Below are 19,402 nucleotides of genomic sequence, written 5' to 3' on the forward strand. Positions count from 1 at the left end.
GCCGGTCAACACGCTTTGGTCAGCACACTGTCTGCCGTGACACCATGATGCCCGTGCCGAGTAAACGCATCCCGTTGGTCGCCATGGTCGGCGGCGGCCAACTAGCCCGGATGACGCACCAAGCCGCCATCGCACTCGGCCAGAGCCTGCGAGTGCTGGCCACCTCCGCCGACGAGCCTGCGGCCCAGGTCAGTCCGGATGTGGTGATCGGTTCGCATACCGATCTGGAAGATCTGCGCCGGGTCGCCGCCGGCGCCGATGCCCTGACTTTCGACCATGAGCACGTCCCGACCGAACTGCTGGAGAAGCTGGTCGCCGAGGGCGTCAACGTGGCGCCGCCGCCGCAGGCTTTGGTGCACGCCCAGGACAAGCTCGTGATGCGCCGCAAGCTTGAGGCGCTGGGCGCCGCAGTGCCGCGTTATGTGGGGCTGGATTCCGTCGAGGCACTCGATGAAGTGGACGACTTCGCGCGCCGCATTGGCGGTCCGCTCGTAGTGAAGGCGGCCCGCGGCGGTTACGACGGGCGCGGCGTGCAGCTCGCGCGCGACCTGACGCAGGCCCGCGAGATCACCCGCGCCTACCTGGCGGACGGCGTGCCGGTGGTGCTCGAGGAAAAGGTGGAACTGCGCCGCGAGTTGTCGGCGCTGGTGGCCCGCTCCCCATTCGGTCAGGGCGCGGCGTGGCCGGTGGTCCAGACAGTGCAAGACGACGGCATCTGCGTGCTGGTGATCGCGCCCGCCCCGGAACTGCCCGAGGACATGGCCGCCGCTGCACAGCAGCTGGCGCTGCGGCTGGCCGCCGAACTGGGTGTGGTCGGTGTGCTCGCCGTCGAGTTGTTCGAGACCACCGAGGGAGCGCTGCTGGTCAACGAGCTCGCGATGCGGCCGCACAACTCCGGGCACTGGACCATGGACGGGGCGCGCACCAGCCAGTTCGAACAGCACTTGCGCGCGGTGCTGGATTACCCGCTCGGCGATACCGATGCGATCGCACCGGTGACGGTCATGGCCAACCTGCTGGGCGCCGCGCAGCTGCCGGAGATGACCGTCGACGAACGGTTGCACCACCTTTACGCGCGGATGCCCGACGCCCGGGTGCACCTGTACGGCAAGGCCGAGCGCCCGGGCCGCAAGGTTGGGCACATCAATTTCCTGGGTGCCGCCGTCGCGGACTTGCCGAAGCTGCGTGAACGCGCCGAGCTGGCGGCACACTGGATGTCAGTTGGGCAGTGGGCGGACGGATGGGATCCACATGAGGAGCGGCGCCAATGAGTGAAGACCCCCGCGTCGGGGTGATCATGGGCAGCGACAGCGACTGGTCGGTGATGCAGGATGCTGTCGAGGCGCTGGCTGAGTTCGGTATTCCCGCCGAGGTGCGGGTGGTCTCGGCGCATCGCACCCCGGGCGCGATGTTCGACTACGCCCGCAGCGCGGCCGACCGCGGTATTGAGGTGATCATCGCGGGCGCCGGGGGAGCCGCCCACCTGCCGGGCATGGTCGCGTCCATGACGCCGCTGCCGGTGATCGGGGTGCCGGTACCGCTGTCCCGGCTGGACGGCATGGACTCGCTGCTGTCGATCGTGCAGATGCCCGCCGGTGTTCCGGTGGCCACCGTCTCCATCGGCGGTGCCCGTAACGCCGGCTTGCTGGCGGTGCGGATTCTCGGATCCTCCGACCCGGCGCTGCGGGCCCGGATCGTCGCGTTCGCCGAACAGCTGGCCGACAGCGTGCGGGCCAAGGATGCGGCGCTTCAGGAGCTCCAGGGTAAAGTTACCGGCGAGTAGCAAGAGGGCTAGGAGATCTCACGATGGCTGCATGGGCCGGACACCCCGACTTCGATTTGTTCCAATTACCGGAGGAACACCAGGAATTACGGGCCGCGATTCGGGCGCTGGCGGAAAAGGAAATCGCTCCGCACGCCGCCGATGTGGACGAAAACGCCCGCTTCCCGCAGGAGGCGCTGGACGCGCTGAACGCCTCGGGTTTCAACGCGGTGCACGTGCCCGAGGAGTACGGCGGCCAGGGCGCAGACTCGGTCGCGGCCTGCATCGTCATCGAGGAGGTCGCCCGGGTCGACACGTCGGCTTCGCTGATCCCGGCGGTCAACAAGCTCGGCACCATGGGCCTGATCCTGCGCGGCTCCGACGAACTGAAGAAACAGGTTTTACCGTCGATCGCCGACGGCTCCGCGATGGCGTCCTACGCCCTGAGCGAGCGCGAAGCCGGCAGTGACGCGGCGGCGATGCGCACCCGCGCCAAGGCCGACGGGGGCGACTGGATCCTCAACGGCACCAAAGCCTGGATCACCAACGGCGGCAAGTCGACTTGGTACACCGTGATGGCGGTGACCGATCCCGACAAGGGCGCCAACGGCATCTCGTCGTTCATCGTGCACAAGGACGACGAGGGCTTCACCGCCGGTCCGAAGGAACGCAAGCTGGGCATCAAGGGCTCACCGACCACCGAGTTGTACTTCGAGAACTGCCGCATCCCCGGTGACCGCATCATCGGCGATCCCGGTACCGGTTTCAAGACGGCGCTGGCCACGTTGGACCACACCCGTCCCACCATCGGTGCGCAGGCCGTGGGCATCGCGCAGGGTGCGGTGGACGCCGCGATCGCCTACACCAAGGACCGCAAGCAGTTCGGTTCGTCGATCAGCACCTTCCAGGGCGTCCAGTTCATGCTGGCCGACATGGCGATGAAGGTCGAAGCCGCCCGGCTGATGGTCTACAGCGCCGCCGCCCGGGCCGAACGCGGTGAGTCGAATCTGGGATTCATCTCGGCGGCGTCGAAATGCTTTGCCTCCGATGTCGCGATGGAGGTCACCACCGACGCCGTGCAGCTGTTCGGCGGCGCCGGCTACACCATTGACTTCCCCGTCGAGCGGATGATGCGTGACGCCAAAATCACCCAGATCTACGAGGGCACCAATCAGATTCAGCGCGTGGTGATGTCGCGCGCGTTGCTGCGCTGACCTTTCTCCGGTACCCGTTGGCTTGAAAATCAGCCCGCCTAATAGGATCGAGCGCTACAACTAAGCTCACGTAGCGCAGGCCGTTCGGGGATGTAGCGGCCACGCGCAACGCCGAGTGAGCGAGGGCACGACGGCGGCAAGGGGTGCGAGATGCTTAGCCCAGTCACCCCCGCGGCGACCTGGCAGACACTGTCTTTGCTTTTGGTCGAGGACGACCGGGCCGACGCGATACTGGTCGAAGATCTGATTGCCGACGCGGTCGACGACACCCGCGTGACCTGGGCACAGTCGATGGCACATGCCGAGCGCGAGCTGGCTTCCGCACGGCCGGACTGCGTGCTACTGGACCTGCACCTGCCCGACGCCAGCGGCATCGAGGCGCTGGACCGCATCACCCAACGCGACGCGACGGTGCCGATCGTGGTGCTGACCGGTTTGAACGACGAGTACTTCGGCGCCTCCGCGGTCGCGGCCGGGGCACAGGATTACCTGGTCAAGGGCCGAGTCGAACCCGACATGCTGCGCCGCGCGCTCCTTTACGCCATCGAGCGCAAGCGCGTCGAGATCATCGCCGCGGATCTGCACGCGACTCAGCTGCGAGCCCGCGAGAACGCGTTGCTGGAACGTGGCCTGCTGCCCTCGCCGATGCTGCTGGACAACCCGGGTGTCAAGATCGTGACCCGGTACCGGCCGAGCCGTGCCGACGCGCTGCTGTGCGGCGACTTCTACGACGTCGTGCAGACCCCGGACCGAGTCGCGCATGTGTTGATCGGAGATGTCGCCGGGCACGGACCCAACGAGGCCGCGCTGGGCGCGGCGCTGCGGATCGCTTGGCGCGCACTCACATTCGCCGGCGTACGCGCCACCGAATTAATGCACCAACTCGACCGGGTGCTGCGCGCCGAACGCACCGACACCGGGATCTTCGCGACGGTCCTGTCCCTCGAGATTGCGCCCGACACCGGCCACATCAGCTCGATCCGGGCCGGCCATCCGGGTATGTTGCGCCAAGGCGGCGGAACGGTGGACTGGATCGAGCCGCCGGCCGGGCCGGCGCTGGGCCTGCGTGCCGACGACTGGCCGCAGCACGAACTGGAACTGCGGGTGGGCCAGGGGCTGTTGCTGCTCACCGACGGACTCTTCGAGGGATACTGCGGAACCGGCAACAAGCGACTTGGGGAGGACGGCTTGCTCGCACTGGCGCGTACCCACAACGGTTTGCAGGGTCCGGCGTTCGTCGACGCGCTGATCGACGGCGCCGAGGAACTCGCCGGGCCGCGCGGCGGACTTACCGATGACATCGCCGTGGTCCGGGTAGAGCGGACGGCGACATGTTGACCGACTCGCACTGGCGAGCTCAGCTCACCGTTCGAGGCTGGCTGTTTGTAGTGCTGCTCAGCATGGGCTTGCTGGTGCTCGCCGGTGCGGTCGCGGGCGGGGTGTTGCTGCATCGCACCGACGACGTGGCGCGCAGCCTCAGCGAGCAGATTCAGCCGGCGCGGCGGGCCGCGTTCCAGCTGCAGGCATCGTTGCGGGACCAGGAGACCGGTGTGCGAGGCTACGTAATCGCCGCCGATAGGCAGTTCCTCACGCCGTACTACGACGGGCAGCACGCCGAACATGCAGCGGCCGAAGAGATCCGGCGATTGCTCGGTCAGCGCATGGACCTGGTCAATGATCTGGACGCGATCGAGAGGGCGGCCGCCATCTGGCGGGCCAGCTCTGCCGAGCCGCTGATCGCGAACGTGACACCAAACTCTCCGGGCGTCGCAAACGCTAGGGTCGCCGATCGCGCGAAGGCCGAATTCGACCATTTGCGTGGACTTTTCGATACCCAGAATGCTGATTTCGCCGCAGCGTCCGCGCAGGCGACTGACGAATTGAGGGACATCACCGCATGGCGGGACTGGGTGCTGGGCGCCGTGGTGCTGGTGTTCTTCGGTCTCGCCGTCACGCTGGGCCTGCTGACCCGCGCCGCCATCACGCTTCCGCTCGCGGCGCTGGCCGCATCCTGCCGGCGAATCACCGAGGGTAGTTTCACCGAATCCATCTCGCCGCCGCCGCGGCCCAAGGACATTCGGGACATGGCGATCGACGTCGAGAACATGCGGCAGCGGATCGTTTCGGCGCTCGACAACTCGCGCGCGGCGGAGGCGCGATTGGACGAGCAGGCAATCGAATTGAAACGCTCCAACGCCGAACTCGAGCAGTTCGCCTATGTCGCTTCACACGATCTGCAGGAGCCGCTGCGCAAGGTCGCTTCGTTCTGTCAGTTGCTGGAGAAACGATACGGCGACCAGCTCGACGAGCGCGGCATCGAATACATCAACTATGCGGTCGACGGCGCCAAACGGATGCAGGTACTGATCAACGACCTGCTGAGTTTCTCGAGGGTCGGCCGGGTGGGCGCCAAGCAGACAGAGGTCGATCTGGACGCGACGCTGGATGCGGCCGTGGCCAACCTTGGTGTCGCGATCGAGGAGTCCAACACCGAGATCGTGCGCCCTGGCCAGCCACTACCGCGGATCGTCGGGGATCCGACACTGCTGACGATGTTGTGGCAGAACCTGATTGGCAATGCGATCAAGTTCCGGCACATTGATCGATCGCCCCGGGTCGTCATCGATTGCGAACTGCGCCCCGATACTCACCAGTGGTTACTTACCGTGTCGGACAACGGAATCGGCATTGCCGAGGAGTTCACCGAAAAGGTCTTCGTCATCTTCCAGCGGCTGCACGGCCGCGAGGTCTACCCGGGAACGGGTGTTGGCCTGGCGCTGGTGAAAAAGATCGTCGAATATCACGACGGCACCGTCGCGATCGACACGACCTATGTTGACGGAACCCGGTTCGAGTTCACGCTTCCCGTTCCCGCGGACGCAGAACGCTCAACCGCCTTGGAAGGAGCGCGCCAATGACACCAGCCGGCCGAGCGATCGAGATCCTGCTTGTCGAGGACGACCCCGGAGATGAGCTCATCACGAAAGAAGCCTTGGAGCACAACAAGTTCCAAAATCGGCTGCATGTCGCGCACGACGGGGAAGAGGGCCTGGACTTTCTCTACCGGCGCGGTCAGTTCGAGGGCGCGCCGCGGCCGGATCTGATCCTGCTGGATCTGAACCTGCCGAAGTACGACGGTCGCCAGCTACTGGAAAAGGTGAAGTCCGACGCCGACCTTGCTGGCATCCCGATCGTGGTGCTCACCACCTCCTCGGCAGAGGAAGACATCCTGCGCAGCTACAAGCTGCACGCCAATGCCTACGTCACCAAGCCCGTCGACCTCGACCAATTCATCAACGCGGTGCGCCAGATCGACGAATTCTTCCTTCAGGTCGTCCGCCTTCCGGGTGTGGACGGCTAGGTCTCGGTCAAGCTGGTGGCCTGACTGGCTCCTCGGGGCACACGATGCCGCGGGGTGTCACTTCGTACACCCGGGTGGTTCCGATGTCGAAGAAGATGCCGACCACCTGCACATCACCGGAAGCGATCGCGGGTGCCAGGACCGGGTGGCCGGTCAGCCTTTCCAGCTGGATGACGGCCACGATGCTCAGCTGGTCGACCTCCGGGTAGGCGACGGATTCCGCGGTCCTGCGTGCCGGATGGTGATCCTGGAAGGCGTCGCGACTCTCGTTCGCATATTCGAGCCACTGGCCCATCGGTGTGGTGGCTGGTTCGGAGCTCTGGTCGAGGAGCACCTTCATGGCGGCGCATGACGAATGTCCGCAGATGACAACCGAACGCACGCCGAGTTGGTCGACGGCGAATTCGAGTGCGGCGTCCACCGATCGGTCGCCCCCGCCGGTCGGCACCAGATTGCCGAAGTTGCGCACGGTGTAGAGGTCGCCGGGGCCGCTCGCGGTGATGACGTTGGGGAGGATACGTGAGTCGGCGCAGGTCAGGAATAGCGCATACGGGTCGTGTGAACCCTTGAGCCCGGAAATGTGCTGATGTAACACCGCGGATCCGTTGCGATGGTACTCATCGACGCGATCGAGAATGGAAGCGTCGCCATTGTTTTGGTGATGGGCACGCGCCGACCGCCACGGCACCAGTCCAATCGGGTCCGAGGCGAAGTGACGCTTCGGTGGACTGGCGTGCGCGTTGTGCAGCGTCGCGGGCGTCGTCTCGAGGATGGCCACGACTCCTCCCCGCGCCTGGTAGCCGCGCTGCCAATCCTCGATCGTTTCGGAAACGGAGTCGTCGATGTAGTCCGCGTTGAGGTTCAGGGTTACCTCGGATCCCTGGGGCACCGAGGCGAGCGCTTTGGTCAATCGGGGCAGCAGCAAAAAGCTCAGCGTGCCGTCAATATCGATCCGCCACTGCTTGGACTCCTCGCCGCCAACCGGCTGCACCGAGACGGGGGCGCGCGTCACCCGGATCAGCAGGAAGCCGATCGCGACCGCCAGTCCAATGGCTACACCTTCGAGCAGGTTGAGAAAGACCACTGACAAAATCGTGATGGCGTAGACCGCGAAATTTCCTGTCCGCCAGGCGAGTTTGATGTGAGCCAGCTTGATCAGCTGGGCGCCGATCACAATCAGCAGGCCGGCCAGGGCGGCCTTGGGGATGAGTTCGACGAGTTCGGTGAACAGCGAGGCAAACAGCAGAATCCATACACCGTGCAGCACCGCTGACATCCGGGTGCGCCCGCCGGCGGCCACGTTGACCGAACTGCGCACGATGACACCGGTGATGGGCAGCCCACCCAGCAATCCGGACACCACGTTTGCGGTGCCCTGACCGATGATCTCCTTGTCGAAGTTGGTACGGGGGCCGTCGTGCAGCTTGTCGACACCGACTGCGCACAACAGGGATTCGACGCTGGCGATCAGCGCGATCGTGAGGATGCCGACGACGATGTCGTTGGTCTCGTCGATCCATGGCCTGCCCTTCGGGGTTGCTCCAGAGATATGGGGCAGGTTGAGGGCGTCGAAGAAGTTGCCCGACAAGGAGATTCGATCGGCATCCAGTCCTGCCGCGGTGGCCAGGGCAGTCGCCGCCACGATGGCGACCAGCGGGGCGGGAATCATCCGGACCTTGGCAGGTAGCCGTGACCACAGCAGCAAGATGACGATGACCGTTCCGCCGGTGATCACTTCGTGCAGTTCGTGATGAAGGATGCCATTGGGCAGTGCGACGAGGTTCTGCCATGCCGAACTATGTGACGATCCACCCATCAGAACGTGAACCTGCTGCAACATGATCGTGATACCGATACCCGCCAGCATCGCGTGCACGACCACTGGAGCAATTGCCAACGCGGCGCGGGCCATCCGGCTCAGACCGAACCCGATCTGCAGTGCACCCGCGGCAATGGTCATCAGGCACAACATCGGAAAGCCCAGATCGTCGATCAGCCCGGCGACCACGACCGTAAGACCGGCAGCCGGGCCACTGACCTGAACCGAGGACCCGCCGAGTGCGCCGGCGACGATGCCGCCAACCACGGCAGCGATCAAACCGGCGGCCAGTGGGCCCCGGAGGCGATCGCGATGCCCAGCGAAAGTGGCAGCGCCACAAGGAATACGACAAGCGAGGCGGGAACGTCGTGGCGCAGATTCTGCAGAAACGACCCGGATTTGGCCGTTTCCCCGATATTGCTGCTAGGCGCGTTCATAAGTCGACTCCTCCGGCTTGACGACTCTTTATGACCGGTAGAACGTCGTGTGTCAATGCGAGCGTACGCGGTGCTGGCGCCAAGACAGCTCAAATCAGCGAACGGCAAGACATTGCGCCGCCTGCGGGTAGTTCGTATGAGGAACCTTTCTCCGATTGCCCGATTGCCTCGATATACGGCCACTAACTCATCGACAACTCAAAGAAAGCCAGCTACACCGGCGTTGACAACCGGCTCTTTCATGGGCAATTCAAAGAATGTCCATGCAATAAATCAGGACTCGGCCAGGAACGTGTCGTTGTGCTGGCCGGGAGCCGGCGGCGGATCGGCGGCCGCCGCGTCGAAGCTGGAGTAGCGCGCCGGCGTGCGGATCACCGTGATTTCATCGGCACCACTGCCGACCGTGAGAGCGAGTTCGTTCTCGGTGAACAGCGGGGTGCCGACCACCTGCTTCCAGGTTTAGGCAAGGCAAGCCATCAAGCCACCTTCTTGCAGCAGCCCAACCCATTCGGCGGCGGTCTTGGCGGCCAGCGCCGACTCGAGCTCCTCGGTCAACTCGTGGTAATTCACCGCGCGGGAACGCTGGTCGATGAACCGTTCGTCGTCGCGCATGTCGGGCCGGCCGATGATCTCGCACAGCTTGGCCCAGTGCTTGGGCACGTACGCGCTGATCACCAGGTACCCGTCGGCGGCCTTAAAGGCATCCGATGGCTGGGTGGCAAAGCCAACACCCTTGCGCTTCTTGGTAGTTGGTGCCGCGTCCGGCTTCGGCGTGGGCTGCTCGCTGGGCTTGTTCAGATGAATGGTGAGTTGGCTGGCCTGCAGGCCCACCGCGACGTCGTACATCGCGACGCGCACCACGTCGGCCACGCCGTGGCGCTCGCGGTGCAGCAGCGCGGCCAGCACCGCCTGGGCCAGCACGTGGCCGCTGGCGGCGTCGACGAGCTGGAACGGAATGATCTGCGGCTTGCCGCTCGGTGTGGGCATTCCGGTGGTCATGCCCGACTCGGCGGCAACCATCAGGTCGACGCCCGGCCTGCTGCCTTCCGGACCGTTGCCGCCGTACGCGGACAGGCGCGCGTAGATCAGCTTGGGGTTGCGGACGCGTAACTCGTTGGGGCCCAGTCCCATACGTTCCATTACTCCGGGGCGAAAGCCCTCCAGCACGACGTCTGCGGTGTCGACCAGGCGCAGTATCTGCTGTTTGGCTTCGTCGTCGGTCAGGTCCACCGCCACCGATTTCTTGCCCCGGTTGTGCGGCCAGAACAGCGTAGGCAGCGGTGGTCGCCCGGGCAGCACCGCGACGATGTGCCGGGCCGCCTCGCCACCGGGTGCCTCGACCTTGATGACTTCGGCGCCGAGGTCGGCCATGATCTGTCCAGCCAGCGGCCCGGCGATGTTCTGCGTGAAATCGAGAACCCGGTAACCGTCAAGTGGCTTGGCCGGCTGGCTGTTTGGCATCGTGGAGCCTTCCTTTTACCCTGCCTTGTGCAAAACTGCGGTGCAGTAGTAGTTCTTGGCGAACGCCGCGTCTTCGCCGTCGGGCTGCAGCGGTAATCCGTTGTCCGCCAACAACTGATTCAGCTCAGTGTTTGCCGGCTGCCAGCCAAGGTTGCTTAGGTAGGTGGCCGCATCGTTGCGCTCCCCGGGAAAGCCCAGATCGACGAGTGCGACGTCGAGTCCGTTTTCCCGCCACCGCTGGGTGGCGCCGTCCAGGGCGTTCTGGTTGCAGCCGGTATTGATAAAGATTTCGGCCACCAGCCGGCTGCCGTCGGCGGACAGCGCGGTGATGCTGTCCAGTAGGCGGTCTTGGGCCTCGGGCGGCAAGAAGCCGAGTAGGCCTTCGGCGGCCCAGGCGGCAGGTTGGTCGGTGTCGAACCCGGCTTGCTTGAGCGCCGTCGGCCAATCGTCGCGCAGGTCGACCGCGACGGCCCGGATCTGCGCGGTGGGCTTGGCGCCGAGCGCTTCGATCGTCGCGGTCTTGAACTCGATGACTTCGGGCTGGTCGATCTCGAACACCGTGGTCCCCGGCGCCCACGGGAGTCGATAGCCGCGTGCGTCCAGGCCGGCGGCCAGGATGACGACCTGGCGAATGCCCGCGGTCGCGGTGTCGGCGAAGAACGCGTCGATATAGCGAGTGCGCGCCGCCAGCAGGTCGGTCATGCGTTGCATGCCCCACGGCGCTTCGGGTTCGTCGACGTCGGCCGCGCTGATTTCGCCGTTGGCCCACCGGGTGAAGAAGTCGACGCCCACGGCGCGGACCAGTGGCTCGGCGAACGGGTCGTCGATCAGCTTGTCCTTGGTGGCGCGGGCTCGTCCGGCGGCCACCATCGTGGCGGTGGCTCCGACGCTGGTGGCCAGGTCCCAGGTGTCGTTCTCGCTGCGTGCCATGGTTAGACAGAATAACGATACGGTCTTGACCGGTCTTAGCCGCCCATGCGCCAGGGGATCCTGAACCGGCTCAACGTGATTCGGAATGCCGCCGGGCGAACCAGGTGATCATCCTACCGACGACGATTAGCAGTAGCACGAATACGATCAGCAGGAACGCCGCGTCGTAGGACAGGTCACGAGCCGCCTTTGACGGCAGGTTGTAGAACGTCCAGATCGGGTAGGTCAGATAGCCGACCGGTGAGTCGGTGAGCTTTCCGGTCGGCGCGGAATTCGACCAGCCGGCCGTGTACAGCATCGGCGCCGTCTCGCCGACCGCCAGCGCGAGTGCTACCAGCAGACCGGTGACGATTCCGGGGATTGCCGACTTGAGCACGATCTTGCGCAGCGTCCAACCGAGCGGCAACCCGAGCGCTTCGGCTCCCTCGCGGTAGGACGTCGGCACCTGAGATAGTGCGGATTCGGTGGCTTTGGCGATGTAGGGAATGCTCATCGCCGACAGCGTCAGCACCCCGGCCGCCAGGGAAAATCCCCAGTGGAACGTCACCACGAGCGCTAGATAGCCGACGTAGCCAAGCACGATGGACGGGACGCCGGACAGCATCTCGTAGGCGCCGCGCAGAATCGATCGCGTTCTGCCGCGGGCGAATTCAGACAGATAGATCCCGGTCAACACGCTGACCGAGCCGCCGACCAGCATCACGCCGACACCGACCACCACGGTGCCGATGATCGCGTTGCGCAGGCCGCCGCCGTTGCCGCGGGTGTTCGTCACCAGCACCCGCCAGTGGAATACCGGCAAGGCACGGCCGACGACTTCGATCAGCATCCACAGCGTGGGCACGACGACCACCGCCAAACAGCACACGCACGCGATCCAGAACAGCGCGTTGGCGACCTTGCGCCTGGTTGCGCTCACCTCACACCCCCCGTCCCACGGGTAGCGCGGTACCCGACACCCTGCGCACCAGTGAGCGAGCCGCCACGTTTGTCAGCAGGGTGATCACCATCAGCACCAGGGAGGCCTCGGCGAGGGTCTTCACCGCGAAGTCCGTGAAGTCGGTCATCGCCGAATCCAGTTGTGATACAACGGTTGCGGCGATGGTTGTCATCGTCGAATAGATGCTGGTGGGCATCGCGCCCAACACCGCACCCGACACCATGGCCACGGCCATCGTCTCTCCCAGCGCGCGGCCCAGGCCTAGCACCACGGCGCCGACGATGCCACTGGACACCCACGGCAGCGTGACCCGGCGCGCGCACTCCCAATCGGTCATGCCCAGGGCGACGGCACCCTCGCGCGGCAGCACCGGTACCTGTCGGATCAGATCCCGGGTGGTGCTGGCGATGATGGGAATGACCATCACCGCCAGCACCAGGCCGGACACCAACAGGCCCTCGCCGTTACCGGTATTTCCGCGGAAGTAGTCGAGCACCGGCACGTCGGGCGCGTTGCGGGCGATCGCCGGGGCGACGTGGTGGGCAATGAACGGCCCGAATGTCATTGCGCCCCAAAGGCCGACGATGACGCTGGGAATTCCGGCGAGCAGTTCGAGCACCATTCCGATGGCCGACGCGAGATGCCTGGGTAACCGCTCGACGATCACCAGCGCCGCGCCGATGGAGACCGGCACGGCGATGACCAAGGCGACCGCCGAGCTCGCCAGGGTCCCGACGATCAGCGGCAGCGCGCCGTAGTAGGCGCCGGCGGGATGCGCGACACCGTGCGTGACGACGGCGTCGCTATACGTGTTGCCCGGATTCCAATCGGTTGCGGTGAAAAAATGCCAACCGTTGACCCTGATCGCGGGCAGCGCCTCGAGGAGCAGTGTCGCCAGCACGAAGGCGAGCAGCAGCAGCGGTATCACCGCACCCGCCGCACCGAGCGAACGAACCGCGAGACCCGCGCGGCTCACGCCGCGAATCCGGTCCAGCGCGCGCCGCACGTCTACTGGGCGCTGATCTTGGCGATCAGGGCGTCCGACAACTTCACCACCGGGGCCGGCAGTGGCTGGAAGTGAACCTTGTCTAGGAAGGAGGCGCCGTTGCCATCGGTGATCGCCCAGTGCAGGAAGGCTTGCAGGGTCTGGGCGGTGGCCGCGTCCTTCTGGCCGCTGTTGACGATGGCGTACTCGTAATTGACGATCGGGTACCCGTCGGCGGCCGGCCCGTTGATCAGCGAGATTGCCTGGTTCGCCGGTGTTGTCGACGCGAAGCCGGCGGCCGCGGCTTGGATGCTCTGCGCGTCGGGCATCAGATACTTACCGGAGGCGTTGGCCAGTTGCGCCTCGCCGAGACCCTTTTGCTGGGCCTGGTCGAGGAAGCTGATGCCGATATAGGCCACGCAGCCGGGGGTGTCCGCACAGCCCGTCACCATGCCGCCGTTACCGTTTTCACCGAGCGCGCCCGGCACGGCCGGGAAGTCGACGGTGGTGCCGAAGGCAGGTGATTTGCCCCAGCCGTCGGGGTCTTGCTTGGACAGGTACTGGGTGAACAAGAAGGTGTCACCGGAACCGTCGGATCGGTGCAGCGGAACGACGGGGGTGGCGGGCAGATTCACCCCTGGGTTGAGGCCGGCGATCTGTGGGTCGTTCCACGTCTTGACGGAGCCGTTGTACATGCCGGCCAGCACCTTGCCGTTGAGCTTGATGTGTTCGGTGACGCCGGGGAGGTTGTAGTTGATCTGCTGGGCCGAGATGGCCAACGCGATGTTCATCAGCCCCTTGTGCTGGGCCATGTCCCCCTCGGACAGGTAGGCATCGGAGGCGCCGATGTTGACCGCCCCCGCGGCGGACTGGGAGATCCCGGTTCCCGAACCGGTGCCCTGCGTGGTGATCGTGACGTTCGAGTACTTGTCGTGATAGGCGGGGCCCCACAGGTTGAACAACGGATACAACAGCGTGCTACCGGTTTCCGACAGTGTCACCGGCGATGTCGCCGGTGTCGTGGCGACCGGGCCCGCGCTGGCGCCGGGGGTCGACGAACCAGACGAGCTAGTCGACGAGTTCGAACCGCAGGCAGCGGCGGCCAGCACCAGTGGCGCGGTGGCCGCCAGGGCCAATAATTTCTTCAAACGAATTTTCACGGTCTCACCTTTTCCTTCGCGTTACTCACGGTGTGGCCCCGACGAGGACGACACCTGGCTGTTCACCCGCTGATATTGGCGATCTGGGCGACCGACATCTGCACCACCGAATCCGGCAGGGGCTGGAAGTGCATGTTGTCCAGGAATGTGGGGGCACTGCCCTCGGTCACCGCCCAGCGCAGAAACGCCCGCAGCGTCTGGGCGGTGGCGCCGTCGGTCTGGGTGCTGTTGACGATGGCGTACTCGTAGTTGATGATCGGGTACCCGTCCGTGGCCGGCCCGTTGACCAGCGAGATCGCCTGGTTCGCCGGTGTCGTCGACGCGAAGTCGGTGGCCGCGGCCCGGATGGTCTTGGCCTTGGGCAGCAGGTACTGGCCGGAGGCGTTGCCCAGCTTGGCCTCGCCGAGGCCCTGCTGGTCGGCGGCGTCGAGCGAGCCGACGCTGGTGTAGGCGACACAGCCGGGGTTCGCCGCGCAGCCGGTCACCATGGCGCCATCGCCATTCTCGCCGAGCGCGCCGGGCACCGCCGGGAAGTCGACCGTGGTGCCGAAACCGGGCGAGCGGCCCCAGCCGTCGGGGTCCTGCTTGGACAGGTACTGGGTGAACTGAAACGTGCTGCCCGACCCGTCGGAGCGGTGCAGCGGAACCACCGGGGTGTCCGGTAGTTGCAAGCCGGGATTGATGGCGGCGATCTGCGGGTCGTGCCAGGTCTTGATCGTGCCCCGATACATGGCGGCCAGCACCTTGCCGTTGAGCCGCAGGTGTTGGTGCACGCCGGGGAGGTTGTAGTTGACCTGCTGCGCGGAAATGGCCAGCGCGATGTTCATTAGCCCCCGGTGTGCGGCCATGTCGCCCGCGGACAGGTAGGCATCGGAGGCGCCGATGTTCACCGCTCCGGTTGCGGCCTGGGAGATTCCGGCCCCCGAACCACTGCCCTGGGTGGTGACGGTGACATTCGGGAACTTCTGGTGATACGCCGGACCCCACTCGCTGAACAGCGGGTAGAGCAGCGTGCTGCCGGTCTCGGAAAGTTCGACCTGGGACGGCGCAGGGGCGACACTGCCTGCGGTCGACGCTGGATTCGGCGAACCGCAGGCCGCGGCCACCAGGGCCAGCGGTGCCGCGGCTATCAGGGCCAGCAGCATCGCCGAGCGGGACTTGGTGTCCTCGCTTGGCGGTGCCCCCTTCATCCGGCGGGCCGTCCTTGCGCCCCTAGCCGTCGGTCGCCCCTACCTTGTCAGTCCCGGCCGCCATCGAGGAGTCGTTGGCGGGGCGAAACGGGGCGAAGTAGCGGACGGTTTCTTCGTGCTGAGGCGCGAGGAACAGCTGCTCGGTGGGCCCCTCCTCGACGAGCCTGCCCTCGAAGAAGAAGGCGGTCCGGTCGCTGGTGCGGGCGGCCTGGGCGAGATCGTGGGTCACCATGATCACGGTCAGCCGGTCGGCGAGCGATCGAATGAGTTCCTCGACCTTTTCGGTCGTGGTCGGGTCCAGCGAGGACGTGGGCTCGTCGAGCAGCAGCACCTGCGGGTCGACCGCGAGCGCACGGGCCAGGCACAGCAACTGCTGCTGGCCACCGGAGAGCCGGAACGGCGAATCACCCAGCCGATCCTTGACTGCGTCCCAGAGGCCGACCTCGGTGAGGCGAGCCTCGGCGACGCTTTTGAACTCCTTGCGCGGCGCCATCTTGTGGGCACGCACGCCCGCGACCACGTTGTCGATGATCGACATCGGGAACGGGTTGGGACGCTGGAACAGCATGCCGACACTGCGGCGGAGTTCCATCAAATCGCGGTATTTGAATACGCTGCGACCGCCCAACAGCACCTCGCCGGCGTGCCGGAAACCGGACACTTTGTCGTTCATCCGATTCAGGGTCCGCAGGAAGGTCGTCTTACCAGAACCGGTCGGTCCCAGCAGCGACGTGACGGCGTGCGCCGGAAAGTCGAGGCTCACCCTCTCGAGAACGGTTTTGGCGCCGAAGCCTAAGGTCAGGTCCACGGCTGCCATCGCGGAACCGGCGCAACCGGTGCCGGCGTTGAGTTGCTGGTGGCCGATCACGGCACGATGCTACTGCCGCATTCTGTGCTGTCTGTGAGGAAAATCGCTCCCAGTCTCAGCCGGCTCCAAGGCATTGTTAATCAGCCGCCCATCTCCGCGCGGTTTTGTATATTCACGATTAGTTAATGTGCACGTCGTCGACGCTCTCGCGTTGAGCGCGCGCGTGGCCCGACTGAACTGAGGTGCTTCTTGAGGTTGACCCGAGCTGGCGCGGCACTGACCCTGCTGGCCGCCAGCGGGCTGGTGCTATCGGGGTGCGGCGGCCACGACAACAACTCGGCTCCGTCGAGTGCCAAGGCGGCGCCGGTGAACTGCGGCGGCAAGAAGGTGCTGCACGCCAGCGGTTCAACCGCGCAAGAGAACGCCATGGAGCAGTTCGTCTACGCATACGTTCGCGCGTGCCAGGGCTACACGCTGGACTACAACGCGAATGGGTCCGGTAGCGGGGTCGAGGAGTTTTCGAACAACGTCACCGACCTGGCCGGCTCCGACGTTCCGTTGGACCCATCGACGGGTCAGCCAGACCGGGCGGCGGCCCGGTGCGGTTCCCCGGCCTGGGACCTGCCGACGGTCTTCGGTCCGATCGCCGTCACCTACAACGTCAACGGCATCGACTCGTTGAACCTCGATGGGCCCACCGCGGCGAAGATCTTCAACGGCACCATCACCAGGTGGGATGACCCGGCGATCAAGGCGATCAACGGCGGCGCCGCCTTCCCGTCGACGCCCATCCATGTCGTGTTCCGCAGCGACAAATCTGGGACAACGGCCAACTTCCAGAAGTACCTCGACGGCGCGAGCAACGGCGCCTGGGGCAAGGGGACCGACGAGAAGTTCAGCGGCGGCGTCGGAGACGGCGCCAGCGGCAACAACGGCACGTCGGCGTTGCTGCAGAACACCGACGGGTCGATCACCTACAACGAGTGGTCATTCGCGGTGGGCAAGCAGCTGCACATGGCTCAGATCATCACGTCGGCGGATCCGACCCCGGTGTCGATCACTGCGGACTCGGTCGGCAAGACCATTGCAGGCGCCAGAGTCCAGGGGCAAGGCAACGACCTGGTCCTGGACACGTCGTCGTTCTACAAGCCGACCCAGGCCGGCGCGTATCCGATAGTGCTGGCGACCTACGAGATCGTCTGCTCGAAGTACCCGGATGCCGCGACTGGGACGGCGGTGAAGGCGTTTATGCAGGCCGCAATCGGCCCGGGCCAAGATGGGCTGGTGCAGTACGGATCGATTCCGCTACCCGGCTCGTTCCAGGCAAAGCTGGCGGCGGCCGTAGATGCAATCGCGTGAGCAGGCGAAAGGAGTGCCGACGGTGAGCGGCCCAACTTCGTGGGTGGGGTCCCAGTTCGGACCGTATCGCCTGCTGCGGCTGCTGGGCCGCGGCGGGATGGGCGAGGTCTACGAGGCCGAAGACACCCGCAAGCACCGGGTGGTGGCGTTGAAGCTGATCTCCAATCAGTACTCCGGCGACCCGCTCTTTCGCGCGCGGATGCAACGCGAGGCCGATGCCGCGGGTCGGCTGACCGAGCCGCACGTGGTGCCGATCCACGACTACGGCGAGATCGACGGCCGCCTGTATCTGGACATGCGCCTGATCGAGGGCAGCGACCTGGCCACCCTGTTGAAGCGCTACGGGCCCCTGTCCCCGCCGCGGGCGGTGGCCATCGTGAGTCAGATCGCGGCCGCGCTGGACGCCGCGCACGCCGGCGGCGTGACGCACCGCGATGTCAAGCCGGAAAACATCCTGATCGCCAACAACGACTTCGCCTATCTGGTGGACTTCGGGATCGCCCGCGCCGCAAGCGATCCCGGCCTTACCGCGACCGGGACGGCGATCGGGACATACAAGTACATGGCCCCGGAGCGGTTCACCAGCGATGAGGTCACCTACCGCGCCGACATCTACTCCCTGGCTTGCGTTTTGGGTGAGTGCCTGACGGGGGTGCCGCCGTATCAGTCCGACAGCGTCGAACGGTTGATCGCCTCACACCTGCTCGAGCCCGTACCTCGGCCCAGCCAGCAGCTACCCGGGCGGGTGCCGGTGTCGTTGGATCAGGTGATTGCCCGCGGCATGGCCAAGAACCCCCAGGAGCGCTATCGCAGCGCCGGAGATCTGGCCGCCGATGCCCACAACGCTTTGACCGCGTCCGACCAGCACCAGGCCTTCGCGATTTTGGAGCACGGCAAGCACGCCTCCGGGGCAAGCGATTACGCCGAGACGATGGCGCGTCCGATGATCGCCGACGGCGGCGGTGCCGGCGGGCGTCGCCAACCCGAGCCGTGGTCGTCCGTCGGCCCCGCGGTCCAGCCGCCGTACTAGCAGTCGCCCGCCGCGCCCCCGGCGGACCACTGGCGCGCCGGGAGCGCGGCCAACCGAAAGCGCAAGCTGTTGATCATCGCCGCCGTCGTCGCGGCCGTGTTGGTGGCCGCGGCTGTCATCGCCACCGTCGAACTACGCGGATCCCACAGCTCGCCGTCGACGGAGGCGTCCGGGCAGACCACCTTGCCGTTTGCCGGTATCGATTTCCGGCTCTCGCCGGGCGGGGTCGCGGTTGACCAGGCCGGCAACGTGTACGTCACCAGTGAGGGCATGTACGGGCGGGTGGTGGAGTTGCCGGCGGGGTCGAGTACTTCGACGGTGCTGCCGTTCAACGGCCTTTACCAGCCGCAGGGGCTGGCGGTGGACGATACCGGCACGGTGTACGTCGCTGACTTCAACAACCGGGTGGTGAAGCTGACAGCCGGGTCGGACAACCAGGTGGTGCTGCCGTTCACCGGCCTCAACTATCCCGAAGGGGTGGCGGTGGACCCGCAGGGCGGTGTGTACGTCGTAGACCGGGGCAACAGCAGGGTGCTGAAGTTGGCGGCCGGGTCCAACGCCCAGACCGTGCTGCCGTTCACCGATCTCAAGAACCCGGATGGGGTGGCGGTCGACACCTCGGGCAACGTCTACGTCACCGACACCGACAACAGCAGGGTGGTGAAGCTGGCGGCCGGGTCGAATGCCCAGACTGTGCTGCCGTTCACCGGCGTCAGCGTGCCCTGGGGTGTCGCGGTGAACAACGCCGGCGACGTGTTCGTTACCGAGCACGACAGCAATCAGGTGATGAAGTTGGCGGCCGGGTCGAATATCCCGACGGTGCTGCCGTTCACCGGACTCAACACCCCGCTGGGGGTGGCGGTCGACAAGACCGGGAACGTCTACGTCGCCGATCGCGGCAATGACCGGGCCGTCAAACTGGTGCCCTGAGTCGCTCAGGCGAGGA

13 protein-coding genes and 3 pseudogenes are annotated in these 19,402 nt (G+C 65.8%); 8 read left to right on the plus strand and 8 right to left on the minus strand.

The genetic code is table 11. The features are described 5' to 3' along the window. Nucleotides 1-44 precede the first annotated feature (44 nt). The 6 genes from H7K34_RS08800 (at nucleotide 45) to H7K34_RS08825 (ending at nucleotide 6,337) form a co-directional block, all read left to right on the plus strand. Nucleotides 45-1,271, plus strand: a complete 1,227-nt coding sequence (locus tag H7K34_RS08800) for a 5-(carboxyamino)imidazole ribonucleotide synthase (protein ID WP_264061473.1) — start codon at nucleotides 45-47, stop codon at nucleotides 1,269-1,271. Then, nucleotides 1,268-1,783: a 5-(carboxyamino)imidazole ribonucleotide mutase gene (gene purE / locus H7K34_RS08805; RefSeq protein ID WP_264061475.1), complete on the plus strand. Its 516-nt coding sequence runs from the start codon at nucleotides 1,268-1,270 to the stop codon at nucleotides 1,781-1,783. Before H7K34_RS08800 ends, purE begins: the two co-directional genes overlap by 4 nt. Before the next feature lie 23 nt (nucleotides 1,784-1,806). Further along, nucleotides 1,807-2,976, plus strand: a complete 1,170-nt coding sequence (locus H7K34_RS08810) for an acyl-CoA dehydrogenase (RefSeq protein ID WP_264061477.1) — start codon at nucleotides 1,807-1,809, stop codon at nucleotides 2,974-2,976. A 150-nt stretch (nucleotides 2,977-3,126) separates the two neighbouring features. Continuing rightward, nucleotides 3,127-4,314: a PP2C family protein-serine/threonine phosphatase gene (locus H7K34_RS08815; protein ID WP_264061479.1), complete on the plus strand. Its 1,188-nt coding sequence runs from the start codon at nucleotides 3,127-3,129 to the stop codon at nucleotides 4,312-4,314. Beyond that, nucleotides 4,308-5,894, plus strand: coding sequence for a sensor histidine kinase (locus tag H7K34_RS08820; protein ID WP_264061481.1), 1,587 nt, complete (start codon nucleotides 4,308-4,310; stop codon nucleotides 5,892-5,894). The genes H7K34_RS08815 and H7K34_RS08820 overlap by 7 nt, the downstream gene beginning before the upstream one ends. Continuing rightward, nucleotides 5,891-6,337, plus strand: a complete 447-nt coding sequence (locus H7K34_RS08825) for a response regulator (RefSeq protein ID WP_264061483.1) — start codon at nucleotides 5,891-5,893, stop codon at nucleotides 6,335-6,337. The genes H7K34_RS08820 and H7K34_RS08825 overlap by 4 nt, the downstream gene beginning before the upstream one ends. Before the next feature lie 7 nt (nucleotides 6,338-6,344). On the opposite strand, the pseudogene H7K34_RS08830 reads toward H7K34_RS08825, so the two are convergent. From H7K34_RS08830 to H7K34_RS08865, 8 genes and pseudogenes are all read right to left on the minus strand, one after another. Then, nucleotides 6,345-8,593, minus strand: a pseudogene (locus H7K34_RS08830) (SulP family inorganic anion transporter). 273 nt (nucleotides 8,594-8,866) lie between these two features. Then, nucleotides 8,867-10,054 (minus strand): annotated as a pseudogene (locus H7K34_RS08835) (CoA transferase). Between the two features lie 15 nt (nucleotides 10,055-10,069). Beyond that, a complete protein-coding gene (locus H7K34_RS08840) occupies nucleotides 10,070-10,984 on the minus strand; it encodes a class I SAM-dependent methyltransferase (protein WP_264061484.1) in 915 nt (304 codons plus the stop codon). 70 nt (nucleotides 10,985-11,054) lie between these two features. Beyond that, nucleotides 11,055-11,903, minus strand: coding sequence for a phosphate ABC transporter permease PstA (gene pstA / locus H7K34_RS08845; RefSeq protein WP_264061486.1), 849 nt, complete (start codon nucleotides 11,901-11,903; stop codon nucleotides 11,055-11,057). A 1-nt stretch (nucleotide 11,904) separates the two neighbouring features. Further along, nucleotides 11,905-12,918 (minus strand): phosphate ABC transporter permease subunit PstC, encoded by a 1,014-nt coding sequence (pstC, locus tag H7K34_RS08850; protein WP_264061587.1) that lies wholly within the window; start codon nucleotides 12,916-12,918, stop codon nucleotides 11,905-11,907. Nucleotides 12,919-12,932: 14 nt separating this feature from the next. Then, complete coding sequence (pstS, locus tag H7K34_RS08855) at nucleotides 12,933-14,069, minus strand: phosphate ABC transporter substrate-binding protein PstS (RefSeq protein WP_264061487.1); 1,137 nt, start codon at nucleotides 14,067-14,069, stop codon at nucleotides 12,933-12,935. Nucleotides 14,070-14,131: 62 nt separating this feature from the next. Next, nucleotides 14,132-15,259: a phosphate ABC transporter substrate-binding protein PstS gene (gene pstS / locus H7K34_RS08860; RefSeq protein ID WP_264061488.1), complete on the minus strand. Its 1,128-nt coding sequence runs from the start codon at nucleotides 15,257-15,259 to the stop codon at nucleotides 14,132-14,134. Between the two features lie 22 nt (nucleotides 15,260-15,281). Further along, a complete protein-coding gene (locus H7K34_RS08865; protein WP_264061589.1) occupies nucleotides 15,282-16,076 on the minus strand; it encodes an ATP-binding cassette domain-containing protein in 795 nt (264 codons plus the stop codon). Between the two features lie 240 nt (nucleotides 16,077-16,316). On the opposite strand from H7K34_RS08865, the gene pstS (H7K34_RS08870) reads away from it, so the two are divergent. Both pstS (H7K34_RS08870) and H7K34_RS08875 read left to right on the plus strand, forming a co-directional pair. Beyond that, nucleotides 16,317-17,426 (plus strand): phosphate ABC transporter substrate-binding protein PstS, encoded by a 1,110-nt coding sequence (pstS, locus tag H7K34_RS08870; protein ID WP_264061489.1) that lies wholly within the window; start codon nucleotides 16,317-16,319, stop codon nucleotides 17,424-17,426. Nucleotides 17,427-17,448: 22 nt separating this feature from the next. Further along, nucleotides 17,449-19,386 (plus strand): annotated as a pseudogene (locus H7K34_RS08875) (serine/threonine-protein kinase PknD). Nucleotides 19,387-19,402 lie beyond the last annotated feature (16 nt).

This window comes from Mycobacterium montefiorense, from assembly GCF_025823255.1.
Taxonomy (GTDB): Bacteria; Actinomycetota; Actinomycetes; order Mycobacteriales; family Mycobacteriaceae; genus Mycobacterium; species Mycobacterium montefiorense.